Source organism: Nonomuraea sp. NPDC050451 (assembly GCF_044458585.1).
The window spans coordinates 57,073-73,786 of the sequence record NZ_JBITHZ010000027.1 but is presented as its reverse complement, the minus strand read 5'-3'; the positions used below and the strand labels follow the sequence as shown (position 1 = coordinate 73,786).

Here is a 16,714-nt window from a genome sequence, read left to right as displayed (position 1 = left end):
AAAGGGTACGAAGGTCAGTCCGGTGTGCCCTCAGGCCAGGTCGGACGGGATGAGGCTGTAGACGATCACGTCCTGGCCGCCCAGCGAGGACCTGGCGACGCCCTCGCGGACGAAACCCGCCTTCTCCGCCACCCGCTGGGAGGCCGTGTTCGTGGCGAGGGCGCGCAATTGCAGCCTTCTGAAGTCCTGCCGCTCGAACAGCCAGCGCGCGATCGCCACCACGGCCTCGCCCGCGTACCCGTTGCCGCGGGCCCACGGCGCGGTCATGTAGCCGATCTCGGCCGACCTGTGGGCCCAGTCGACGTCCCTCAGGTCCACGTTCACGGCGAACCGCCCGGTCTCCCGCTCCACGACCGTCCAGGTGATGCCCCCGCCCCTCATCCGGATCCGTTCGGCCGTGCCGACGGACGCCCGCGCGTGCTCCTGCGAGTAGTCGCGCGGATAGCCCGTCATTGCCTGGGTGACCGGGTCGGCGACGGTTGCCGCCAGGTCGGGCGCGTCCTCGGCGGACGGCTGCCGCAGCAGCAGCCGCTGGGTACGCAGCTCCGTCCTGGGCAGGGCGTCGGCCGGCCGGCGGCGGTCGTAGGCCAGCAGGCCGAAGATGACCAGGTCGTGCGGTCCGTCCTCGTCCAGCACCGCGTCGCGCAGCAGACCCTCCCAGGTGAAGCCGGCTTTCAGCGCCACGCGGAGCGAGGCCAGATTGTCCAGCTTGGCGGTCAGGTCGACCCGGCGCAGCCCGACGGTCTCGAACGCCCAGCTCACCAGGCCGCGCACGGCCTCGGTGGCGAAGCCGCGGCCCCGGTAGAGGGGGTGGACCCCATAACCGACCTCGGTCGTCCCCGCGGTCCACGAGGTCTTGAACAGGCTGATCGCGCCCACGATGACGCCCTCGGCGTCGACCATGGCCAGATGCAGGCCCTGCCCCGAGCGGCGCAGCTCGTGCACCCCGATCGACAGCCACCGGGGGATGCCGGAGGTCTTCTCGGGGGCGCCGGGCGGAAGGAACCGGACGCCGGACCGCACGATGGAGCGGATCCTGGCGGAGTCCTTGAGGCTGAACGGCCGCAGTGTCAGCCGTTCCGTGGCGATGCTCACGTCAGCGTCGAACACGTCGGCAGGGTACACACTCGCGATGTTTGCCCACGAAAGCGGGGGTAGGGGCGCAATTGAGAGGAGTGAGGTGACTATGGAGCAACGTGGGAGCGACAAGCACGGTCCTCGGCTGGACGACCAGCAGAAGCACGAGACCGAGGGCATGGTACGCGGCGGTGGAACGACGCACGCCGAGGAGTGGAAGGAGCCCGAGGCCATGCCGGCGCCCGGCGAGGAGTCGTCGAAGTCGTACCCGCCGGGCCACGAGCCCGGCACTCCGTCCGGCATCACGCCGCAGGGCGTCGATATCCGCAGCGACCTCGCGAAATGGTTGAGCGACGCACATTGGCCCGCGGGCCACGACGATCTGGTGCGGCACGCCGACAGCGCGGGCGCGCCGGACCGGGTGATGGACATGGTGCGATCCCTCCCGGATCGCCAGTACCGGAACGTGGCCGACGTGGCCAAGGCACTCGGTCTCGGCGTGGAGAAGCGGAGGTGGTGAACGGTGCGGCTCGACTTCATCCGCCCGCTGTACGAGCGGCACGGCCCGTACGCGTCCGTCTACCTGGGCGCCTACACCGGGCAGGAACGTGAGGCCCACTGGCGCGGCGTACGGGACCCGCTCGACAAGGACGGGGCCGACAAGGCCACCCTGGAGGCCCTGGACGAGGAGGCCCAGCGGCCGGTGGCCGGGCGGGCGATGTTCGCCTGCCACGGCGACGTGGTGCTGGCCGACTCGCTCCAGAAGCCGCCGGGGGAACTGGGCAGGTGGTCGCCGCTGCCGCACGTCACGCCCATGCTCATGTACCGCGGCGAGAACGTCCCGCACATCCGGGTCATCGTGGACCACGCGGGGGCCGAGCTGACGGTGTTCGGCGGCGGGTCGCCGCGCACGGCCGTCGTGGAGGCGGAGGACTGGCCGCTGCAGAAGACCGCGCAGGGCGGCTGGTCGCAGAAGCGCTACGAGCGGGCGGTGGACGAGACCTGGGAGAAGAACGCCGTCGCCGTCGCGCACGAGATCGACGAGCAGGTACGCCGCATCAGCCCGGAGCTCATCCTGGTCGCCGGCGAGCCGAAGTCACGCTCGTACCTGCTGCACCACCTCAACACCAAGTCCGCGGACCGGGTGATGATGGTCGAGCACGGCAGCCGCGCCGACCACGGGCAGTTCGAGGAGGACGTGGAGCGGGCGCTCGACCAGTGGCTCGACCGCAAGCGCGCAGAGCTGCTGGGGCGGCACCAGGAGACGTCCGGGCCCACCGGGGTGGCCCGCGTGGCGCACGCGCTGCGTGAGGGCCGCGTACAGGCGATCCTCGTGCCCGGCGAGCTGCCGAGGGAGATCTGGATCGGCGAGGGCGGCACCCAGCTGGCCACCGATCCGCAGGAGCTGCGGCGCTGGGGCGTCGACGAGCCCGTCAAGGAGCGCGCGGACTCCGCCCTGGCCAGGGCCGCCGCGATGACGGACGCGGAGCTGTGGTTCTGCGACGGCGTCTCCGACGTGGCGGCCGTCCTCAGGTACTGATGATCACCTCGAGGGTCCTGGGGCCGTGGACGCCCTCGACCCGGTTCAGCTCGATGTCGCTGGTGGCCGAGGGGCCGCTGATCCAGGTGAGCGGGCGCGCCGGGTCGAGCCTGGCGATCGCCTCGGGCACCCCGCCCACGATCTGGTCGGCCCGCACCACGCACAGGTGGTAGTCGGGGACCAGCGTCTGGGCGCGCGTGCCCTGGCCGGGGCCGTGGTCGAGCACGATCGTGCCGGTCTCCGCGATGGCGACGGCGCAGGAGGTGATCACGCCGTCGGCCGTGTCGAGGTCGGCCCAGCCGCCTTCCCGGTCGAAGCCGTCCGGGACGATCATGCGGCGCCCCGCGACGGCTTCGTCGATCTTGGCGGGCACCTCGGCTGCCGGGAGCACGTGCACGATGGCCCGGTAGTCGTCCACCCGCTCGGCGAACAGCCCCACGATGTCCTCGACCTGCTGCGCCGTCCGGTAGTGGCGGGGGATCTCGACGTCCTCCGCCCCCGCGACGGCCTTGCCGATCCTGGCGAGGATCTCCTCACGCGCGCTCATTCCGCTCCCACCAGTCTCTGAAGGATTCTTCCGGAATATCAGGTATGTCCCTGGTGTCCGTCCAGGCCGCCATCGGCCCGGGCAGGCGCTTCGGCACGAGTTTCCGCAGGCGGGTCGCCGCCCGCTGGGCCTTGGCCAGGCGTTTGTGGTCGTTGAGTATCCAGCCCGCGACCTTCATCCCGGCCCGCTCGGCCGCCGCGTGCGGGGCCTTGGCGCGCAGGTCGACCAGGACCTCGGGGATGTCGATGGCGACCGGGCAGGCCTCGTAGCAGGCGCCGCAGAGGCTGGAGGCGTACGGCAGCGAGGCGTCCAGGTCCGACGACATGCCCCGCAGCTGCGGAGTGAGGATCGCGCCGATGGGGCCGGGGTAGACCGAGCCGTACGCGTGGCCGCCCGCGCGCTCGTACACCGGGCACACGTTCAGGCAGGCCGAGCAGCGGATGCAGCGCAGCGCCTGGCGCCCCACCTCGTCGGCGAGCACGTCCGTGCGGCCGTTGTCCAGCAGCACCAGGTGGAAGTCCTGGCCCTCGACGGCGCCCGTCCACATGCTCGTGTAGGGATTCATCCGCTCGCCTGTGGAGCTTCTCGGCAGGAGCTGGAGGAACACCTCCAGATCCCGCCAGGAGGGTAGGAGCTTCTCGATCCCGACGACGCTGATGAGCGTCTCCGGGAGCGTCAGGCACATGCGGCCGTTGCCCTCCGACTCCAGCACCACGAGCGTGCCGGTCTCGGCGATCATGAAGTTGGCGCCGGAGATCGCGACCTTGCTCTTGAGGAAGCGTTCGCGCAGGTGAAGCCGGGCCGCCTCGGCCAGGGCGGGCGGGTCGTCGGTCAGGTTCGGCGGGACCTTGGGCATCTTCTCCAGGAAGATCTCACGGATCTCCGACCGGTTGCGGTGGATGGCCGGGACCAGGATGTGGCTGGGGAAGTCGTCGCCGAGCTGGACGATCAGCTCGGCCAGGTCCGTCTCGTACGCGGTGATGCCCTGCGCGGCCAGCGCCTGGTTGAGCTCGATCTCCTGGGTGGCCATCGACTTGACCTTGACCACCTCGGTCTCGCCGGTGGCCTTGACCAGGCCCGCGACGATGGCGTTGGCCTCGGCGGCGTCCCTGGCCCAGTGGACGGTGCCGCCCGCCCGGGTCACGGCCGCTTCGAGCTGGACCAGGTAGCGGTCGAGGTTGCGGAGGGTGTGGTCCTTGATCGCCTTGCCGGCCGCGCGGAGCTCCTGCCAGTCCGGGAGCTCGCCGACGACGTTGGCGCGCTTGCCGCGGATCGTGTGCGTGGCTTTGCGAAGGTTGTAGCGAAGCTGCGAGTCCTGTACGGCTTTTGCAGCATTTTTCGGGAAATTGCCGGGCATGCCGAGGAAAGTCGCGCTCACTGCTTCTCCTCCGTCGATGCGAGGATCTCGGCCAGGTGCATCGTCCTGACGCCGGTCTTCTGGCGGCTCAGCGTGCCGCCGATGTGCATCAGGCACGAGTTGTCCGCCGCGCAGAGCACTTCCGCGCCCGTGTCCAGGATGCTGCGGGTCTTGTCGGCACCCATGGCCGCGGAGACGGCCGCGTTCTTGACCGCGAACGTGCCGCCGAAGCCGCAGCACTCCTCGGCTCCCGGCAGCGGGACCAGCTCCAGGCCTCGGACGTTCCGCAGCAGCCTGGTGGGCCGGTCGCCCAGGTGGAGGCCGCGGAGCGAGTGGCACGTCGGGTGATATGTCACCCGGTGCGGGAAATATGCGCCTACGTCGTCGACCTTCAGGACGTCCAGCAGGAACTCGGACAGCTCGTACACCTTCGGCGCCACCTCCGCGATGGCCGCCGCTCCCTTGCTGCCCGGTTTGGCCAGCTTCGGGTACTGCTCGCGCACCATGGCCGCGCACGACCCCGACGGCGCCACGACGGCGTCGTACCCGGCGAACACCTCGGTGAAGTGGCGGGCCAGCCGCACGCCCTCCTCGCGATAGCCGGTGTTGACGTGCATCTGTCCGCAGCACGTCTGGGCGGCGGGGAAGTCCACGTCGCACCCGAGCCTGCGCAGGAGCGACACGACGGCCTTGCCGGTGCCGGGGAAGAGCGTGTCGTTCACGCACGTGATGAACAGGGCGACTCGCACGGCTCTCCTTCCAGAGTATGGTCCGACCACAGTATGGTCAGACCATACCGAACCACATCCTTTCCGGCCACCATGAGGGGGTCCGTTGGACGACAGCGGCTGGCGTCCCGTCAAGCGGACGCGGACGTTCGAGGACGTTCTCGCACAGATCGAGCGGCGCATCGCCGAGGACGGCCTCACCGTGGGCGACCGGCTGCCCGCCGAGCGCCAGCTGGCCGAGCAACTCGGCGTCAGCCGCTCGTCGGTACGCGAGGCCATGCGCGTCCTGGAGACGCTCGGCGTGGTGTCCTCGCAGGTGGGCCGGGGGCCGGACGCGGGGGCCGTGCTCACCTCGCGCCCAGACACGGCGCTGACCGACCTGCTCAGGCTGCACCTCGGCCTGGCCAGCCTGGAGATGCGCGAGGTCATCGACACCCGGCACATGATCGAGCAGTGGGCCGCCGCCCACGCCGCCACCGCGCGGGCCGACACCTCCGCGCTCGCCGCGGCCCTTTCCGGGATGGACCGGGCGAAGAGCGCCGAGGAGTTCGTGGAGCACGACACCGCCTTCCACTGCGCGATCGCGGACGCGTCGGGCAACCGGCTCATCGCCGCCATCATGCGGTCGCTGCGCGATTCGATGCGGAGATACTCGGTCGAAGCGGTGCAGCGACTGGGTGACACGTCGGTCCTGCGCGCCGACCACGTACGCATCCTCGACGCCATCGACCGGGGCGAGGCGGACGAGGCCACCCGGGCCGTCTCCGATCACCTGGCGCACGCCTACCCCTCGCTGTTCGATCACTGACGGAGGTCGGCCTGCCGGCACGTGGCGCCCGAGCAGGCCACCATCGCGTCCAGCCGCTGCCGCAAGCCGTCGAGCAGCGCGGGATCGGCCGTCGCGATCAGGTTGCGCAGCTCGTACGGGTCCGCACGCAGGTCGTAGAGCTGGGACTCCCCCGTCGCGTACCGGACGTACTTGTACTGATCCGTACGCAACGCGCGATAGGGCGGCACCGGCGTCTGCGCGGCCGACGACTGGTCCAGCGGCCTGGCGAACTCGACCAGCACGTTCCGCCGCCACACCGCCGGCGGCTTGCCCTTCAGCAGGGGCACCAGCGACCGCCCCTCCGCGAACGGCGGCGGCGTGGCCCCGCCCAGCTCGGCGAACGTCGTCGCCAGGTCGACCGACGAAGTCAGCTGGCTGATCGTGGCGCCCGCCTTGATGCCGGGGCCGCGCACGACGAGCGGGACCTTGATGGCCTCCTCGAACGGGGTGGTCTTGCCCTGCTTGAGCCGGTGCGTGCCGAGATGGAAGCCGTTGTCCGACGTGAAGAAGATGTAGGTGTTGTCCAGCTGGCCGGTCCGCCGGAGCTCGTCCACCACGGCCCCGACGAGGTCGTCCACACCGAGCATGGACCGCATCCTGGCGCGGTAGCGCTCGTCGACCTGGTCGACGGTCGCCTCGTCGAGGCTGGGCCGCTCACGCAGCCACTCCGGCTCCGCGCTCACGTCCTCCTGGTTGAACGACGGCGTCCGCGGCGCCATCGCGCCCGCGAACGCGTTCGCGTGCCGGACGGCGGGGTTGGCCGGGTTGTGCGGGCCGATCGGCGCCAGGTACAGGAAGAACGGCTCGCCCTTCGCGCCGGCGATGAACTCGCGGGCCTTGCCGGCCAGCACGTCCGACAGGTAGGCGCGCTCGGAGAAGCCGTAGTCGTACAGGGAGCCGTTCTCGTTGAGCCGGTAGTCGTACTCCTCGTAGAGGCGCCGGGTGGGCACGTCCCACTCGTCCCAGCCGGGCGGCACGAACGTCTCCTCGGCCGACCCGCCCGGGTAGTGGTTGAGGTATTTGCCCATCAGCGCCGTGCGGTATCCGGCCTGCTTCATCCAGGTGCCGACCGTGGAACGTTCCAGATCCCCGGTATGAAAGCGATCGAATCCACCCTCCGGCGGTGTGTTCGTCCACACACCATGGCTGTGGACGTACTGGGAGCGCAAGATCGACGATCTCGACGGGCAGCACCAGGAGTTCGTCACGAAGTACCGGTCGAACGAGGTGCCCTGCTGCACGAGTTGCCGGGTGATGTTGGGAAAGTACGGCAACGTCCCGGATTCGAGGTCGTCGGCCATCACGAGCACGATGTTCGGCCGGGACTCACCCTCGGCCACCGTGGGCCCTGCCGCCAGCACCAGTAGCAGCAAGCACACGAGTCGACACAGACCGTTGACCACACGGTCTGAATACCCCGGAATATCCGCCATTGACACTCACGGCCGTCCCAGCCGTAATAGAACTTAATTCCGGAGGTGTCATATGAAGCTCGGCCTGAACCTGGGCTACTGGCAGCGCAACGCCGACGACGCGACCGAATCCGTGCTGGCGGCCGAGCGGCTCGGCTATGACTCGGTGTGGACCGCCGAGGCGTACGGCAGCGACGTCTTCACGCCGCTGGCCTGGTACGGATCGCGTACGAGCCGCATCAAGCTGGGCACCTCGATCGCCCAGATCTCCGCCAGACCGCCCGTCACGACGGCGATGACCGCCATGACCCTCGACCACCTCACCGGCGGCCGGCTGCTGCTCGGCGTGGGCGCCTCGGGCCCGCAGGTCGTGGAGGGCTGGTACGGCCAGCCGTTCGCCAAGCCCCTGGCCAGGACGCGCGAGTACGTCGAGATCATGCGCAAGGTGTGGCGCCGCGAGGAGCCGGTCACCAGCGACGGCCCCCACTACCCGCTCCCCCTGGCGGACGGCCTGGGCAAACCCCTCAAGCTCATCACGCATCCGCTCCGCGCGGACATCCCCGTCTATCTCGGTGCGGAGGGCCCCAAGAACGTCGCCCTGGCCGCCGAGGTGGCCCAGGGCTGGCTGCCGCTGTTCGCGTTCCCCTCCAAGATCGAGGAGATGTACGGCGAGTCGCTCGCCGGCGCTCCCCCGGGCTTCGACGTGGCCGCGATGGTGATGGTGGTCATCTCGGACGACGTGCGGGCGGCTCTGGACGGCGTGAAGATGATGCTCACGCTGTACATCGGCGGCATGGGCGCCCGGCAGCGCAACTTCCACGCCGACATCATCGGCCGCATGGGGTTCGCGGAGGCCGCCGAGCGCATCCAGGCGCTCTACCTGGAGGGCCGCAAGGACGAGGCGTTCCGGGCGATCCCGGACGAGCTGGCCGACGGCATCTCGCTCGTCGGGCCGCCCGGGCGGATCAAGGAACGCCTGGAGCTCTGGCACAAGAGTCCGGTCACGAGCCTCCTGGTCATGGGCCCGCGCGACGAGCCCTCGCTGAAGCTCATCCGCGACCTGGTGCTCGGCTGACCCCTCGCCGCGCTAACCCGTACGGCCGATCGGAGTGGAGCCCGGCGCCGGCTGGGGCGGCTGGGGCGAGAACGCGTGAACCGTGCCGGGCTCGGCGGCACGGGGCACGCGGGCGGCCCTCTGGAGGCGCGTCAGCTCGCGTACGGTCCCCGCGCACAGCAGGGCCGCCAGCGCCGAGCAGAGCAGCTCAGGCACGCCCACGCCCGTCAGGTCGCCGGCGGACGAGTCGAGAGGGAGCCGGATCGTGACCAGCGCGAGCATGGCCAGCCAGCTCAGCCACCACCCGGTCAGCAGCGCCAGCCACCTCGCCCTGTGGCCCGCGGGCGGCCTGGTGCCGCGCCACACCTCGTCCACGAGCACGACGGGCGCCACCAGGTTGTAGCCGGGGATCAGCCAGGCGGCCGCCACGGGGCCGGAGACGGCCGAGCGGTCGTTGGCCTGCCTGGCACGTACCAACCACGTCACGTAAGCGGCCGCCGCCGCGATCGAGGTGCCCGCCACCAGCATCATCAGCACCGCGAACGCCGTCACCGCGCCCACCACGGCCTCGGCGTCGGCTCCCTGCGGGCGGCCGCCGAACGCGGCGAGCTGGGCGGCGAGGTGGCGCCCGCGGGAGTGTTCGAAGCTCACAAGGGCGCCGAGGGTGAGAACCTGGGCGGCAAGCGTCACATATACGGCAGAGGCGGCTCTCGTCGGTGTCTGGTCATAGCGCACGTTGTTCTCCCCCCGGGCCATGCGCTGAGGTTCTGATTCACTTGTATCCCGGGAGCCCCGCTGTTAATCAGCTCACCACGCCGGATTCCCACGCCCAAGCTGCGATTTCGACTCGATTTCTGACACCGAGCTTGGCCTGGATGCTGCCCAGGTGCGTCTTGACCGTCGAGAGCGACACGAACAGCTCCGCGGCCACCTCCTGGTTGGTCCGGCCCCTCGCCACCAGGCGCACGACGTCCAGCTCGCGATCGGTCAGCGGATCGTTCATGGCGGGCACGGTCCGCCTGGGCTGGGCCAGGTGCTGCAGCAGCCGTATCGTCACCGACGGCGACACCAGCGCGTCGCCCGCCGCGGCCGCCCTGACCGCCTCGATCAGCAGGGTGGGCCCGCTGTCCTTGAGCAGGAAGCCGGTCGCGCCGGAGCGCAGGGCTCCGTACACGTACTCGTCCAGGTCGAACGTCGTGACGATGACCACCCGCAGCGGGTTCTCCACCCCCGGCCCGGCCAGCGCCCGGGTCACCTCGATCCCGTCGAGCTTCGGCATCCGGATGTCGAGCAGGCACACGTCCGGCCTGAGCCGCCTGGCCTCCGACACCGCCTCCGCGCCGTCGGCCACGGCGGCGACGACCTCCATGTCCGGTTGAGCGTCCAAAATCATCTGGAAGCCGGTTCGTACCAGTTGCTGGTCGTCGGCGATGAGAACCCGAATAGTCACGGCCCCAACTCTAAGGATCGGCCGTTCGGCCGAGGCGGAAATGGTCGCACGGCCGATCCGCCACACCCCCGCCCGCCGTGATTCTTTACGGCATGAACGACGTGCTTGTTGGACGAACCCTGACCAAGAGGTTCGGGCAGACGGTCGCCCTGGGCGGCGTGGACATCACGGTACGGGCGGGCGAAGCCGTGGCGATCATGGGGCCGAGCGGTTCCGGCAAGTCGACGCTGCTGCACTGCCTGGCCGGGATCATGAAGCCGGACGCCGGGGAGGTGCACCTGCTCGGCCAGCGCATCGACGCGATGGGCGAGCGGGAGCGCAGCGCGCTGCGCCGCACCCGCTTCGGCTTCGTCTTCCAGTTCGGCCAGCTCCTGCCCGAGCTGCCCGCCGAGGAGAACGTGGCACTCCCGCTCATGCTGGGCGGGGTGCCGAGGGCCCAGGCGGTACGCCAGGCGCGCGAGTGGTTCGCGCCCCTCGGCCTGCACTCCATGGAGGCCCGGCGCCCCGGTGAGCTGTCCGGCGGCCAGGCCCAGCGGGTGGCCATCGCCAGGGCGCTGGTCACCAAGCCGGCCGTGGTGTTCGCCGACGAGCCCACTGGGGCGCTCGACCAGCAGACCGGGCAGGACACGATGCGGCTGCTCGTCGAGGCGACCAGGCACAACGGCGCCTGCCTGATCGTCGTCACCCACGACCCGAACGTGGCCGGCTGGTGCGACCGCACGGTCGAGGTCCGCGACGGCCAGCTCCTCGCTGCGAGCGGGGCACGCGCGTGAATCTCGACCTGACCTGGCGGCTGCTCAAGGGCGGTGGCCGCAAGGGGATGCTGGGCACCTGGCTCACGCTGGGCGCCGTCGCCGTGTCCACGGCGCTGCTGCTGTTCGCCGTGGCCGCGAACTTCGCCTTCGAGGCCAGGGGCGAGCGCGGCGCCTGGCGCAACCCGGTCCCCGCCAAGGGGGACGCGGTCGCCGTCGAGGCGGCCCGTTACGACTTCGTCGGCGACCAGGCGATCACCGTCATCGACCTGGCCGCGCTCAAGGCCGGGGCGCCCGCGCCGCCCGGTATGCCGCGCTTCCCCGCGCCGGGTGAGGTGTGGCTGTCACCGGCGCTGGCCGAGCTGGCCAAGTCGCTTCCGGCCGATCAGCTCGCCAAGCGTTACCCCGGCCCGAAGGGCGTACTGGGCGACGAGGCGCTGGTCCACCCCGGCGAGCTGGTCGCGGTCGTCGGCCACGAGCCGGACGCGCCCGCGATGACGGCCGCGCGCAGCGACGACTGGATCATCGGCAAGGGCCCGGCCCGGGTGGCCGACCTCGCGGGCACGCCGTCGGAGGACTCCGAGGCCTACCGCGCGCTCACGCTCGTCGCGAGCGTGCTCATGGTGGTGCCGCTGCTGGTGTTCGGCGGCGCGGCGGCCAGGCTCACGGTCGCCCGGCGCGACCAGCGGCTGGCCGCGCTGAGGCTGGTGGGCGCGACGCCGGGCCAGGTGATCCGGATGACCGTGGCCGAGGCCGTGATCGTCGCGCTGGCGGGCGCGCTGCTCGGGGCCGTCGGCTACGCGGTCGCCGCGCCGCTGCTGGCCCGCATCCCGATCGGAGGCGGTGCGTGGTTCGTCTCCGACCTGTTCCCCTCCCCGCTGATCCTGGCCGCGATGCTGGTCGCGGTGCCGCTGCTGGTGGGCCTGTCCGCGGTCGCGGGGCTGCGGCGGGTCGTGGTCAGCCCGCTCGGGGTGGCCAAGCGCGAGACGCCGCCCGGCATGAAGTTCGTCCGGGTCGTCGCCCTGCTGGCCGTGCTGGCCGTGTTCCCGCTGCTGACCAGGGGGACCAGCGTCGCGATCGTGGCGGTGGCGCTCGGGCTGGCGTTCCTGTGCATCAACCTGGCCGGCCCGTGGGTGGTCGGCGTCATCGGCCGCGTCACCGCCAAGAGCGCCCGGGCGCCCGCGCGGCTGCTGGCGGGCCGCCGGCTGGTCGACGATCCGCGCTCCGCCTGGCGTACGGTGAGCGGCGTCGCCCTGACCGGCTTCGTGGCGGGCTTCCTCGGGCTGCTCAGCCCGGGCGTGTTCGCCGACGGCCAGGAGCCGCCGCAGCTGCGGATCTCCGCGCCCGGCGCCCAGGCGACGGCCGCCGCCGGCCAGGCCCGCGACCGGCTGCGGGCCGCCGGGGTCAGCGCGACGGTGAAGGTCGCGGGGCGCTCCTCCGATCGGGTCGTGATCGCCGCCCTGGGCAGCTCCGCCGACCCGGCGACGATCGACCGTGCCCGCACCGCGCTCGCCGGGCTCGTTCCCGGGCGCACCCCCACGACGGGGGACGACGACCGGCGGTTCGGCCTGCAACTCCTGGCCGACGTCCGGGTGGGCACGATCGTGGTGCTGTCGGTGTCGTTCCTGGTGGCCATCGCCAGCTCGGGCATCACGGCCGCGTCGTCGGTGCTGGACCGGCGGCAGACGTACGGGCTGATGCGGCTGGCGGGGACCCCGCTGGAGGTCCTCGACCGGGCGCGGCGCGCGGAGACGCTCATCCCGCTGACGGTGATGGGCGGCGGGGCGATCCTGGTGGGAGCGTTCTGCGCGGTGCCGTTCATGATCGGCACGATGAACGTGGTGGGCGTGGTCACGCTGGTGGGCTGTGTCGCCGTCGGCTTCGCCGGCGTGGTCGCCGCAGGCGCCCTGAGCCGCCCCCTGCTCCGCTCGGTCACCGCCGACCCGGCCCCCCGCCCGGACTGACCCCACTGCGCTCGGGCGCGGTGGGGTCAGCTGCGGGGGTCAGGCGGCTGTAGGGCCGGAGCTGCCCGGGCTGGCGTGCCAGAGCTGCCGGGGCGGGTCGGTGACGGCGGGGCCGAGGTCGGCGTAGGGCGAGAGGCGGAAGCCGTTGGCGTACTCGATCTTGCGGCCCCCCACCCCCGCGGCCTTCTCCGGCGCATGGGCGAGGAGGGCGCGAACGGCCTCGATGCCCTCCGCGCGCCAGAGCCGGTCGAGGTCCACGAGGTCCCAGCAGTCCACCGCGCGCATCGACACCGCCCGCGTCCCCGTGCGCCTGACCACCCCCTTGGCCAGCATGAGCCACGAGCCGAACACCGTGGCCGCGCACCGCCCCTGCACCGACTCGAAGAACGTCAGGTCGATCGGCCCCGTCGAGTCGTCGAGCGTGGTGAAGATGACCCGCTGCCCCGAGCGCACCGCCGGCGTCTGGGTCGCCACCTTGACCCCCGCGACCATCACCACCGCTCCGTTGCGCTGCTTCAGGAGATCTCTGGAACGTACCACTCCGAGCGCGTCGAGCAGCTCGTCGTAGAAGCTGATGACGTGGCGGCTGATGTCGATGCCCAGGATCTCCAGCTCGGCCTCGACCATCTCCGTCTCCGTCATCTCCGGCAGCTCCCCCGGCGGCAGGTGCTCGGTGAAGCCCAGCGGGAGCTGCACCGACGGCGGTTCCTCCACGCGAGCGGGTCGCGAGGTGTAGCGCTGGGAGGCGCGCGGGCCCGACCGCACGCCGATCGACGAGGCCCGTTCGAGGGTCCCCACCTGGGCGATCAGGTCGCGCCGGGTCAGCACGCCCGGACGCCAGCGGGGCCCGCCCGGGTGCAGGTCGTGGAGCGCGTCCAGCCCGCCGACCTGGACGATCCGCTCGATGGTCGGCCGCGAGGGCCGGGCGCGGTCCCAGAAGTCGGCCAGCGACGTGTACGGCTGCCCGGCGACCATGCGTTCGACCTCGGCCTCGCTCACCCCCTTGACCGCCGAGAACGGCACCCGCAACGCGTACCCCTTGCCGATCTCCCCGACCTTGAACTCCCTGCGCACCGGGGAAGAGGCGCCCTCCAGCGCGGCGGGACGCACGCGCAGCCCCAGCCGCTCCACCCGCCAGTCCCTGCCCGACTTGTTGATGTCGAGCGGCAGGATCTTGACCCCGCACTGCCTGGCCTCGTCGATGATGACGCGCGGCGGGTACATGCCCGGCTCGTGCGTGAGCACCCCGGCGAAGAACGCCGCCGCGTGGTGCCGCTTGAGCCAGGCCGACTGGTACGTGGGCAGCGCGAACGCCGCCGCGTGCGCCTTGCAGAACCCGAAGGCCCCGAACGCGTCCAGCACCTGCCAGGCCCGCTCGACGGCCGCGTCGTCGAACCCGTTGGCCTTGGCCATGGGCACGAACGTCTTGCGCACCCGCTCCCGCCCCTCGGACGTGTCCAGCGTGCGCCGCAGCTTCTCGGCGAACGACAGGTCCCGCCCCGTCATCGCCTCGATGATCCTGAGCACCTGCTCGTGGAACACCACGACGCCGTGCGTCTCCTTCAGCGCCTCCCGCAGCCTCTCGTGCGGGTAGTACGGCTGCCGCCACCCGTGCCTGGCCTCCAGGTAGGGGGTGACCATGTCGGAGTTGACCGGGCCCGGCCTGAACAGCGAGATGTCCACGATCAGGTCGTGGAGGGTGCGCGGCTCCAGCTTGGCGACCAGCTCGCGCTGCCCCGGCGACTCGATCTGGAAGCAACCGAGGGTGCGGCTGGCGCAGATCATGTCGTAGGTGTCCTGGTCGTCGTGCGGCACGTACTGGATGGCGGCGTCGTCGCCGCGCTGGGTGTCCAGGGCGACCACGACGTCGTCCACCCGCTTGATCTCGCTCAGCGCGTACGCCATCGCGGACTGCATCCGCACGCCCAGCACGTCGAGCTTGAGCAGCCCCGCCTCCTCCACGTCGTCCTTGTCGAACTGCGACATCGGGAAGTCCAGCAGGCTGCGCTCCACCGGCGTCCTGTCGTGCAGGCCCGCGTTGCCGATCAGCACGCCGCACGGGTGCATCGCGATGTGCCTGGGCAGCCCGTCGAGCCTCTCCGCCAACCGGAACACCCGGTCGAGCCCCGCCTCGCCGAGCCGGCTGTCGCGCAGCTCGGGCAGGTCGTGCAGGGACGCGGTGATCTGCTTGGCCCTGATGTGCGGGAACGCCTTGGCGATGGCGTCGATCTCGTGCGGCGGCAGGCCCATCGCTCCGGCGACGTCGCGGATGGCGCTGCGCGCCCGGTAGGTCTCCATCATGGACACGCAGGCCACGCGGGCCTCGCCGTACCGCTCGAAGATGGCCTTGTAGCAGTCGAGGCGGCGGGCTGACTCCACGTCCACGTCGATGTCGGGCAGCCCGATGCGGCCCTCCGACAGGAAGCGCTCCATGAGCAGGGCGTGGTCGAGGGGGTTCACCTCGCCGATGCCGATGAGGTAGTTGACCAGGCTGCCCGCGCCCGAGCCGCGGATGGCGCAGCGGATGCCCATGCCGCGGATCATGTCCGTGATGCCGGCCACGGCGATGAAATATCCGGACAGGCGTTTGCGCTCGATGATGGCCATCTCGTCCCGGAGGCGCCGCCTGGCGTCGCCCGAGCGGTCGAGGCCGCGCGAGATCAGCCCGTCCTCCACCCGGTGGCGCAGCAGCGGCACCGGGTCGCGGCCGATCTCGGGCAGGTGCAGGTTGGGCGGGTCGCTCCGCAGCGCGAGCAGCTCCTCCGGCTCCATCGAGCACGCCTCGGCCAGCCGCCTGGTCGTGAACAGCAGCCGCGACACCCGTTCCTGGTCCGCCCCGCAGACCTTGTTGGCCACCTGCCGCATCTCCTTGGTGCCCTTGAGGTAGGCGTGGGAGGTGGTGCGGTCGAGGTGGCGCGGATGCAGCGGGACGAGCTGGCGGGCCGCGTCGAGCACGTCGCCGACCTGGTGGTCGACCGGGTCGAGGTAGCGCACCGCGTTGGTCAGCACGGCCGGCACGCCCATGGACTCGGCCAGCCCGAGCATGCGCACGGCCGTGGTGGCGTCGCGGTAGCCGTACTGGTCGACCAGCTCGATCACCACGCCGGGCACCGCGGCGCGCCAGAGGCCGAGCAGCATCCTGGCGTGCTCGTCGCGCCGCTCGGCCACCGCGCGGCCCACGTCGGACCTGGGGCCGAGCAGCACCACGAGCCCGTCCTCGGCGCCGAACCCGTGGTCGCCGCCCGGTCCGCCGGCCCACTCCCCGATCAGCTCGCGGGTCACCTTGGGCGCGCCGCGCTCGCCCGCGTAATGCGCGGCCGTGACCAGGCGGCACAGCCGCGACCAGCCCTTGGCGCGGGCCAGCACCGTGACGCGGTCCTCGGCGTCCGGCCCGGTCTTGGGGGCGGGCGGGCGGCGGCGCCCGGGCAGGTCCAGCCCGGGCACCCCGAAACCCGGCAGCGGGGGCAGGGCGTCGAGCGCCAGGTTGACGCCGAAGACCGCGGAGATCCTGGCCGCCGCGCACGCGTGGGCGTGCTTGATCGCGCCGTAGAGCCCGTCGCGGTCGGTCAGCGCGAGGATGTCCATCCCGTGCTCGACCGCCCGGCTCACCAGCGCCCACGGGAAGGCCGTGCCGTAGCGCATGGAGTACGCGGAGCACACGTTGAGGTGCGGGAACGGCGCCGCCATCAGTCCCACGCCCTCAGCAGCAGCCAGGCGTTGCCGGCGGTGTCGTACCGCAACTCGTACGAGCCCACCTCACGCCCTGGGCTGGCCTCCACCCGCCAGAACTTGCGCTCACCGGGATCACCCTCGCTGGTCTTCCACCACTCGCGTGCGACCACCCAGTGGTCGAGGACCCGGCGGACGAGATAGAGCCGGTCCCGCCAGACGAACTGGGTCGGCTCCCCGTCCCTGGTCCACACCTCTATCGGATCGCCATAGAGTCTGCTCAAGACGCTTCTCCCCGCGGCTCTGGTCGTTATGCTGAGCCACCCGGGGGAAGG

At 71.5% G+C, this 16,714-nt stretch carries 15 protein-coding genes; 6 read left to right on the top strand and 9 right to left on the bottom strand.

Translation table 11 applies throughout. The annotated features are described in order from the left end of the window. Positions 1-30 precede the first annotated feature (30 nt). On the bottom strand, positions 31-1,110 hold the full coding sequence (locus ACIBI9_RS48070) for a GNAT family N-acetyltransferase (protein ID WP_397233316.1): 1,080 nt from the start codon (positions 1,108-1,110) through the stop codon (positions 31-33). 76 nt (positions 1,111-1,186) lie between these two features. Between ACIBI9_RS48070 and ACIBI9_RS48065 the strand changes: the two genes are divergently transcribed. Together ACIBI9_RS48065 and ACIBI9_RS48060 are read left to right on the top strand one after the other, a co-directional pair. Then, on the top strand, positions 1,187-1,597 hold the full coding sequence (locus tag ACIBI9_RS48065; RefSeq protein ID WP_397233314.1) for a DUF2795 domain-containing protein: 411 nt from the start codon (positions 1,187-1,189) through the stop codon (positions 1,595-1,597). A gap of 3 nt (positions 1,598-1,600) precedes the next feature. Then, a complete protein-coding gene (locus ACIBI9_RS48060; RefSeq protein ID WP_397233312.1) occupies positions 1,601-2,617 on the top strand; it encodes a Vms1/Ankzf1 family peptidyl-tRNA hydrolase in 1,017 nt (338 codons plus the stop codon). On the opposite strand, the gene ACIBI9_RS48055 is transcribed toward ACIBI9_RS48060, so the two are convergent. Genes ACIBI9_RS48055 through ACIBI9_RS48045 form a run of 3 tightly spaced genes read right to left on the bottom strand, consistent with a single transcriptional unit; the run spans position 2,607 to position 5,270 of the window. Next, entirely contained in the window at positions 2,607-3,164 is a 558-nt protein-coding gene (locus tag ACIBI9_RS48055) for a lactate utilization protein C (protein WP_397233310.1), read from the bottom strand. The genes ACIBI9_RS48060 and ACIBI9_RS48055 overlap by 11 nt on opposite strands. Beyond that, complete coding sequence (locus tag ACIBI9_RS48050; protein WP_397233308.1) at positions 3,151-4,542, bottom strand: lactate utilization protein B; 1,392 nt, start codon at positions 4,540-4,542, stop codon at positions 3,151-3,153. Before ACIBI9_RS48050 ends, ACIBI9_RS48055 begins: the two co-directional genes overlap by 14 nt. Further along, positions 4,539-5,270 carry a (Fe-S)-binding protein gene (locus tag ACIBI9_RS48045; protein WP_397233306.1) on the bottom strand — a complete coding sequence of 244 codons (732 nt, stop codon included), beginning with the start codon at positions 5,268-5,270 and terminating at the stop codon, positions 4,539-4,541. The genes ACIBI9_RS48050 and ACIBI9_RS48045 overlap by 4 nt, the downstream gene beginning before the upstream one ends. Before the next feature lie 85 nt (positions 5,271-5,355). Here ACIBI9_RS48045 and ACIBI9_RS48040 point away from each other — a divergent pair, with 85 nt between their 5' ends. Beyond that, entirely contained in the window at positions 5,356-6,057 is a 702-nt protein-coding gene (locus ACIBI9_RS48040; protein WP_397233304.1) for a FadR/GntR family transcriptional regulator, read from the top strand. On the opposite strand, the gene ACIBI9_RS48035 is transcribed toward ACIBI9_RS48040, so the two are convergent. After that, positions 6,051-7,457 (bottom strand): sulfatase, encoded by a 1,407-nt coding sequence (locus ACIBI9_RS48035; RefSeq protein ID WP_397233302.1) that lies wholly within the window; start codon positions 7,455-7,457, stop codon positions 6,051-6,053. The genes ACIBI9_RS48040 and ACIBI9_RS48035 overlap by 7 nt on opposite strands. A gap of 106 nt (positions 7,458-7,563) precedes the next feature. Here ACIBI9_RS48035 and ACIBI9_RS48030 point away from each other — a divergent pair, with 106 nt between their 5' ends. Further along, complete coding sequence (locus ACIBI9_RS48030; protein WP_397233300.1) at positions 7,564-8,565, top strand: LLM class F420-dependent oxidoreductase; 1,002 nt, start codon at positions 7,564-7,566, stop codon at positions 8,563-8,565. Between the two features lie 12 nt (positions 8,566-8,577). Here ACIBI9_RS48030 and ACIBI9_RS48025 read toward each other — a convergent pair whose 3' ends face one another. Continuing rightward, complete coding sequence (locus ACIBI9_RS48025) at positions 8,578-9,300, bottom strand: DUF4328 domain-containing protein (RefSeq protein WP_397233298.1); 723 nt, start codon at positions 9,298-9,300, stop codon at positions 8,578-8,580. Positions 9,301-9,346: 46 nt separating this feature from the next. Continuing rightward, positions 9,347-9,994: a response regulator gene (locus tag ACIBI9_RS48020; protein ID WP_397233296.1), complete on the bottom strand. Its 648-nt coding sequence runs from the start codon at positions 9,992-9,994 to the stop codon at positions 9,347-9,349. 92 nt (positions 9,995-10,086) lie between these two features. Here ACIBI9_RS48020 and ACIBI9_RS48015 point away from each other — a divergent pair, with 92 nt between their 5' ends. Both ACIBI9_RS48015 and ACIBI9_RS48010 read left to right on the top strand, forming a co-directional pair. After that, complete coding sequence (locus ACIBI9_RS48015; protein ID WP_397233294.1) at positions 10,087-10,767, top strand: ABC transporter ATP-binding protein; 681 nt, start codon at positions 10,087-10,089, stop codon at positions 10,765-10,767. Further along, a complete protein-coding gene (locus tag ACIBI9_RS48010; RefSeq protein WP_397233292.1) occupies positions 10,764-12,710 on the top strand; it encodes an FtsX-like permease family protein in 1,947 nt (648 codons plus the stop codon). Before ACIBI9_RS48015 ends, ACIBI9_RS48010 begins: the two co-directional genes overlap by 4 nt. Before the next feature lie 39 nt (positions 12,711-12,749). Here ACIBI9_RS48010 and ACIBI9_RS48005 read toward each other — a convergent pair whose 3' ends face one another. Next, positions 12,750-16,397, bottom strand: coding sequence for a DNA polymerase III subunit alpha (locus ACIBI9_RS48005; RefSeq protein ID WP_397233469.1), 3,648 nt, complete (start codon positions 16,395-16,397; stop codon positions 12,750-12,752). Then, positions 16,397-16,663, bottom strand: coding sequence for a DUF6504 family protein (locus ACIBI9_RS48000; protein WP_185067348.1), 267 nt, complete (start codon positions 16,661-16,663; stop codon positions 16,397-16,399). The genes ACIBI9_RS48005 and ACIBI9_RS48000 overlap by 1 nt, the downstream gene beginning before the upstream one ends. Positions 16,664-16,714 lie beyond the last annotated feature (51 nt).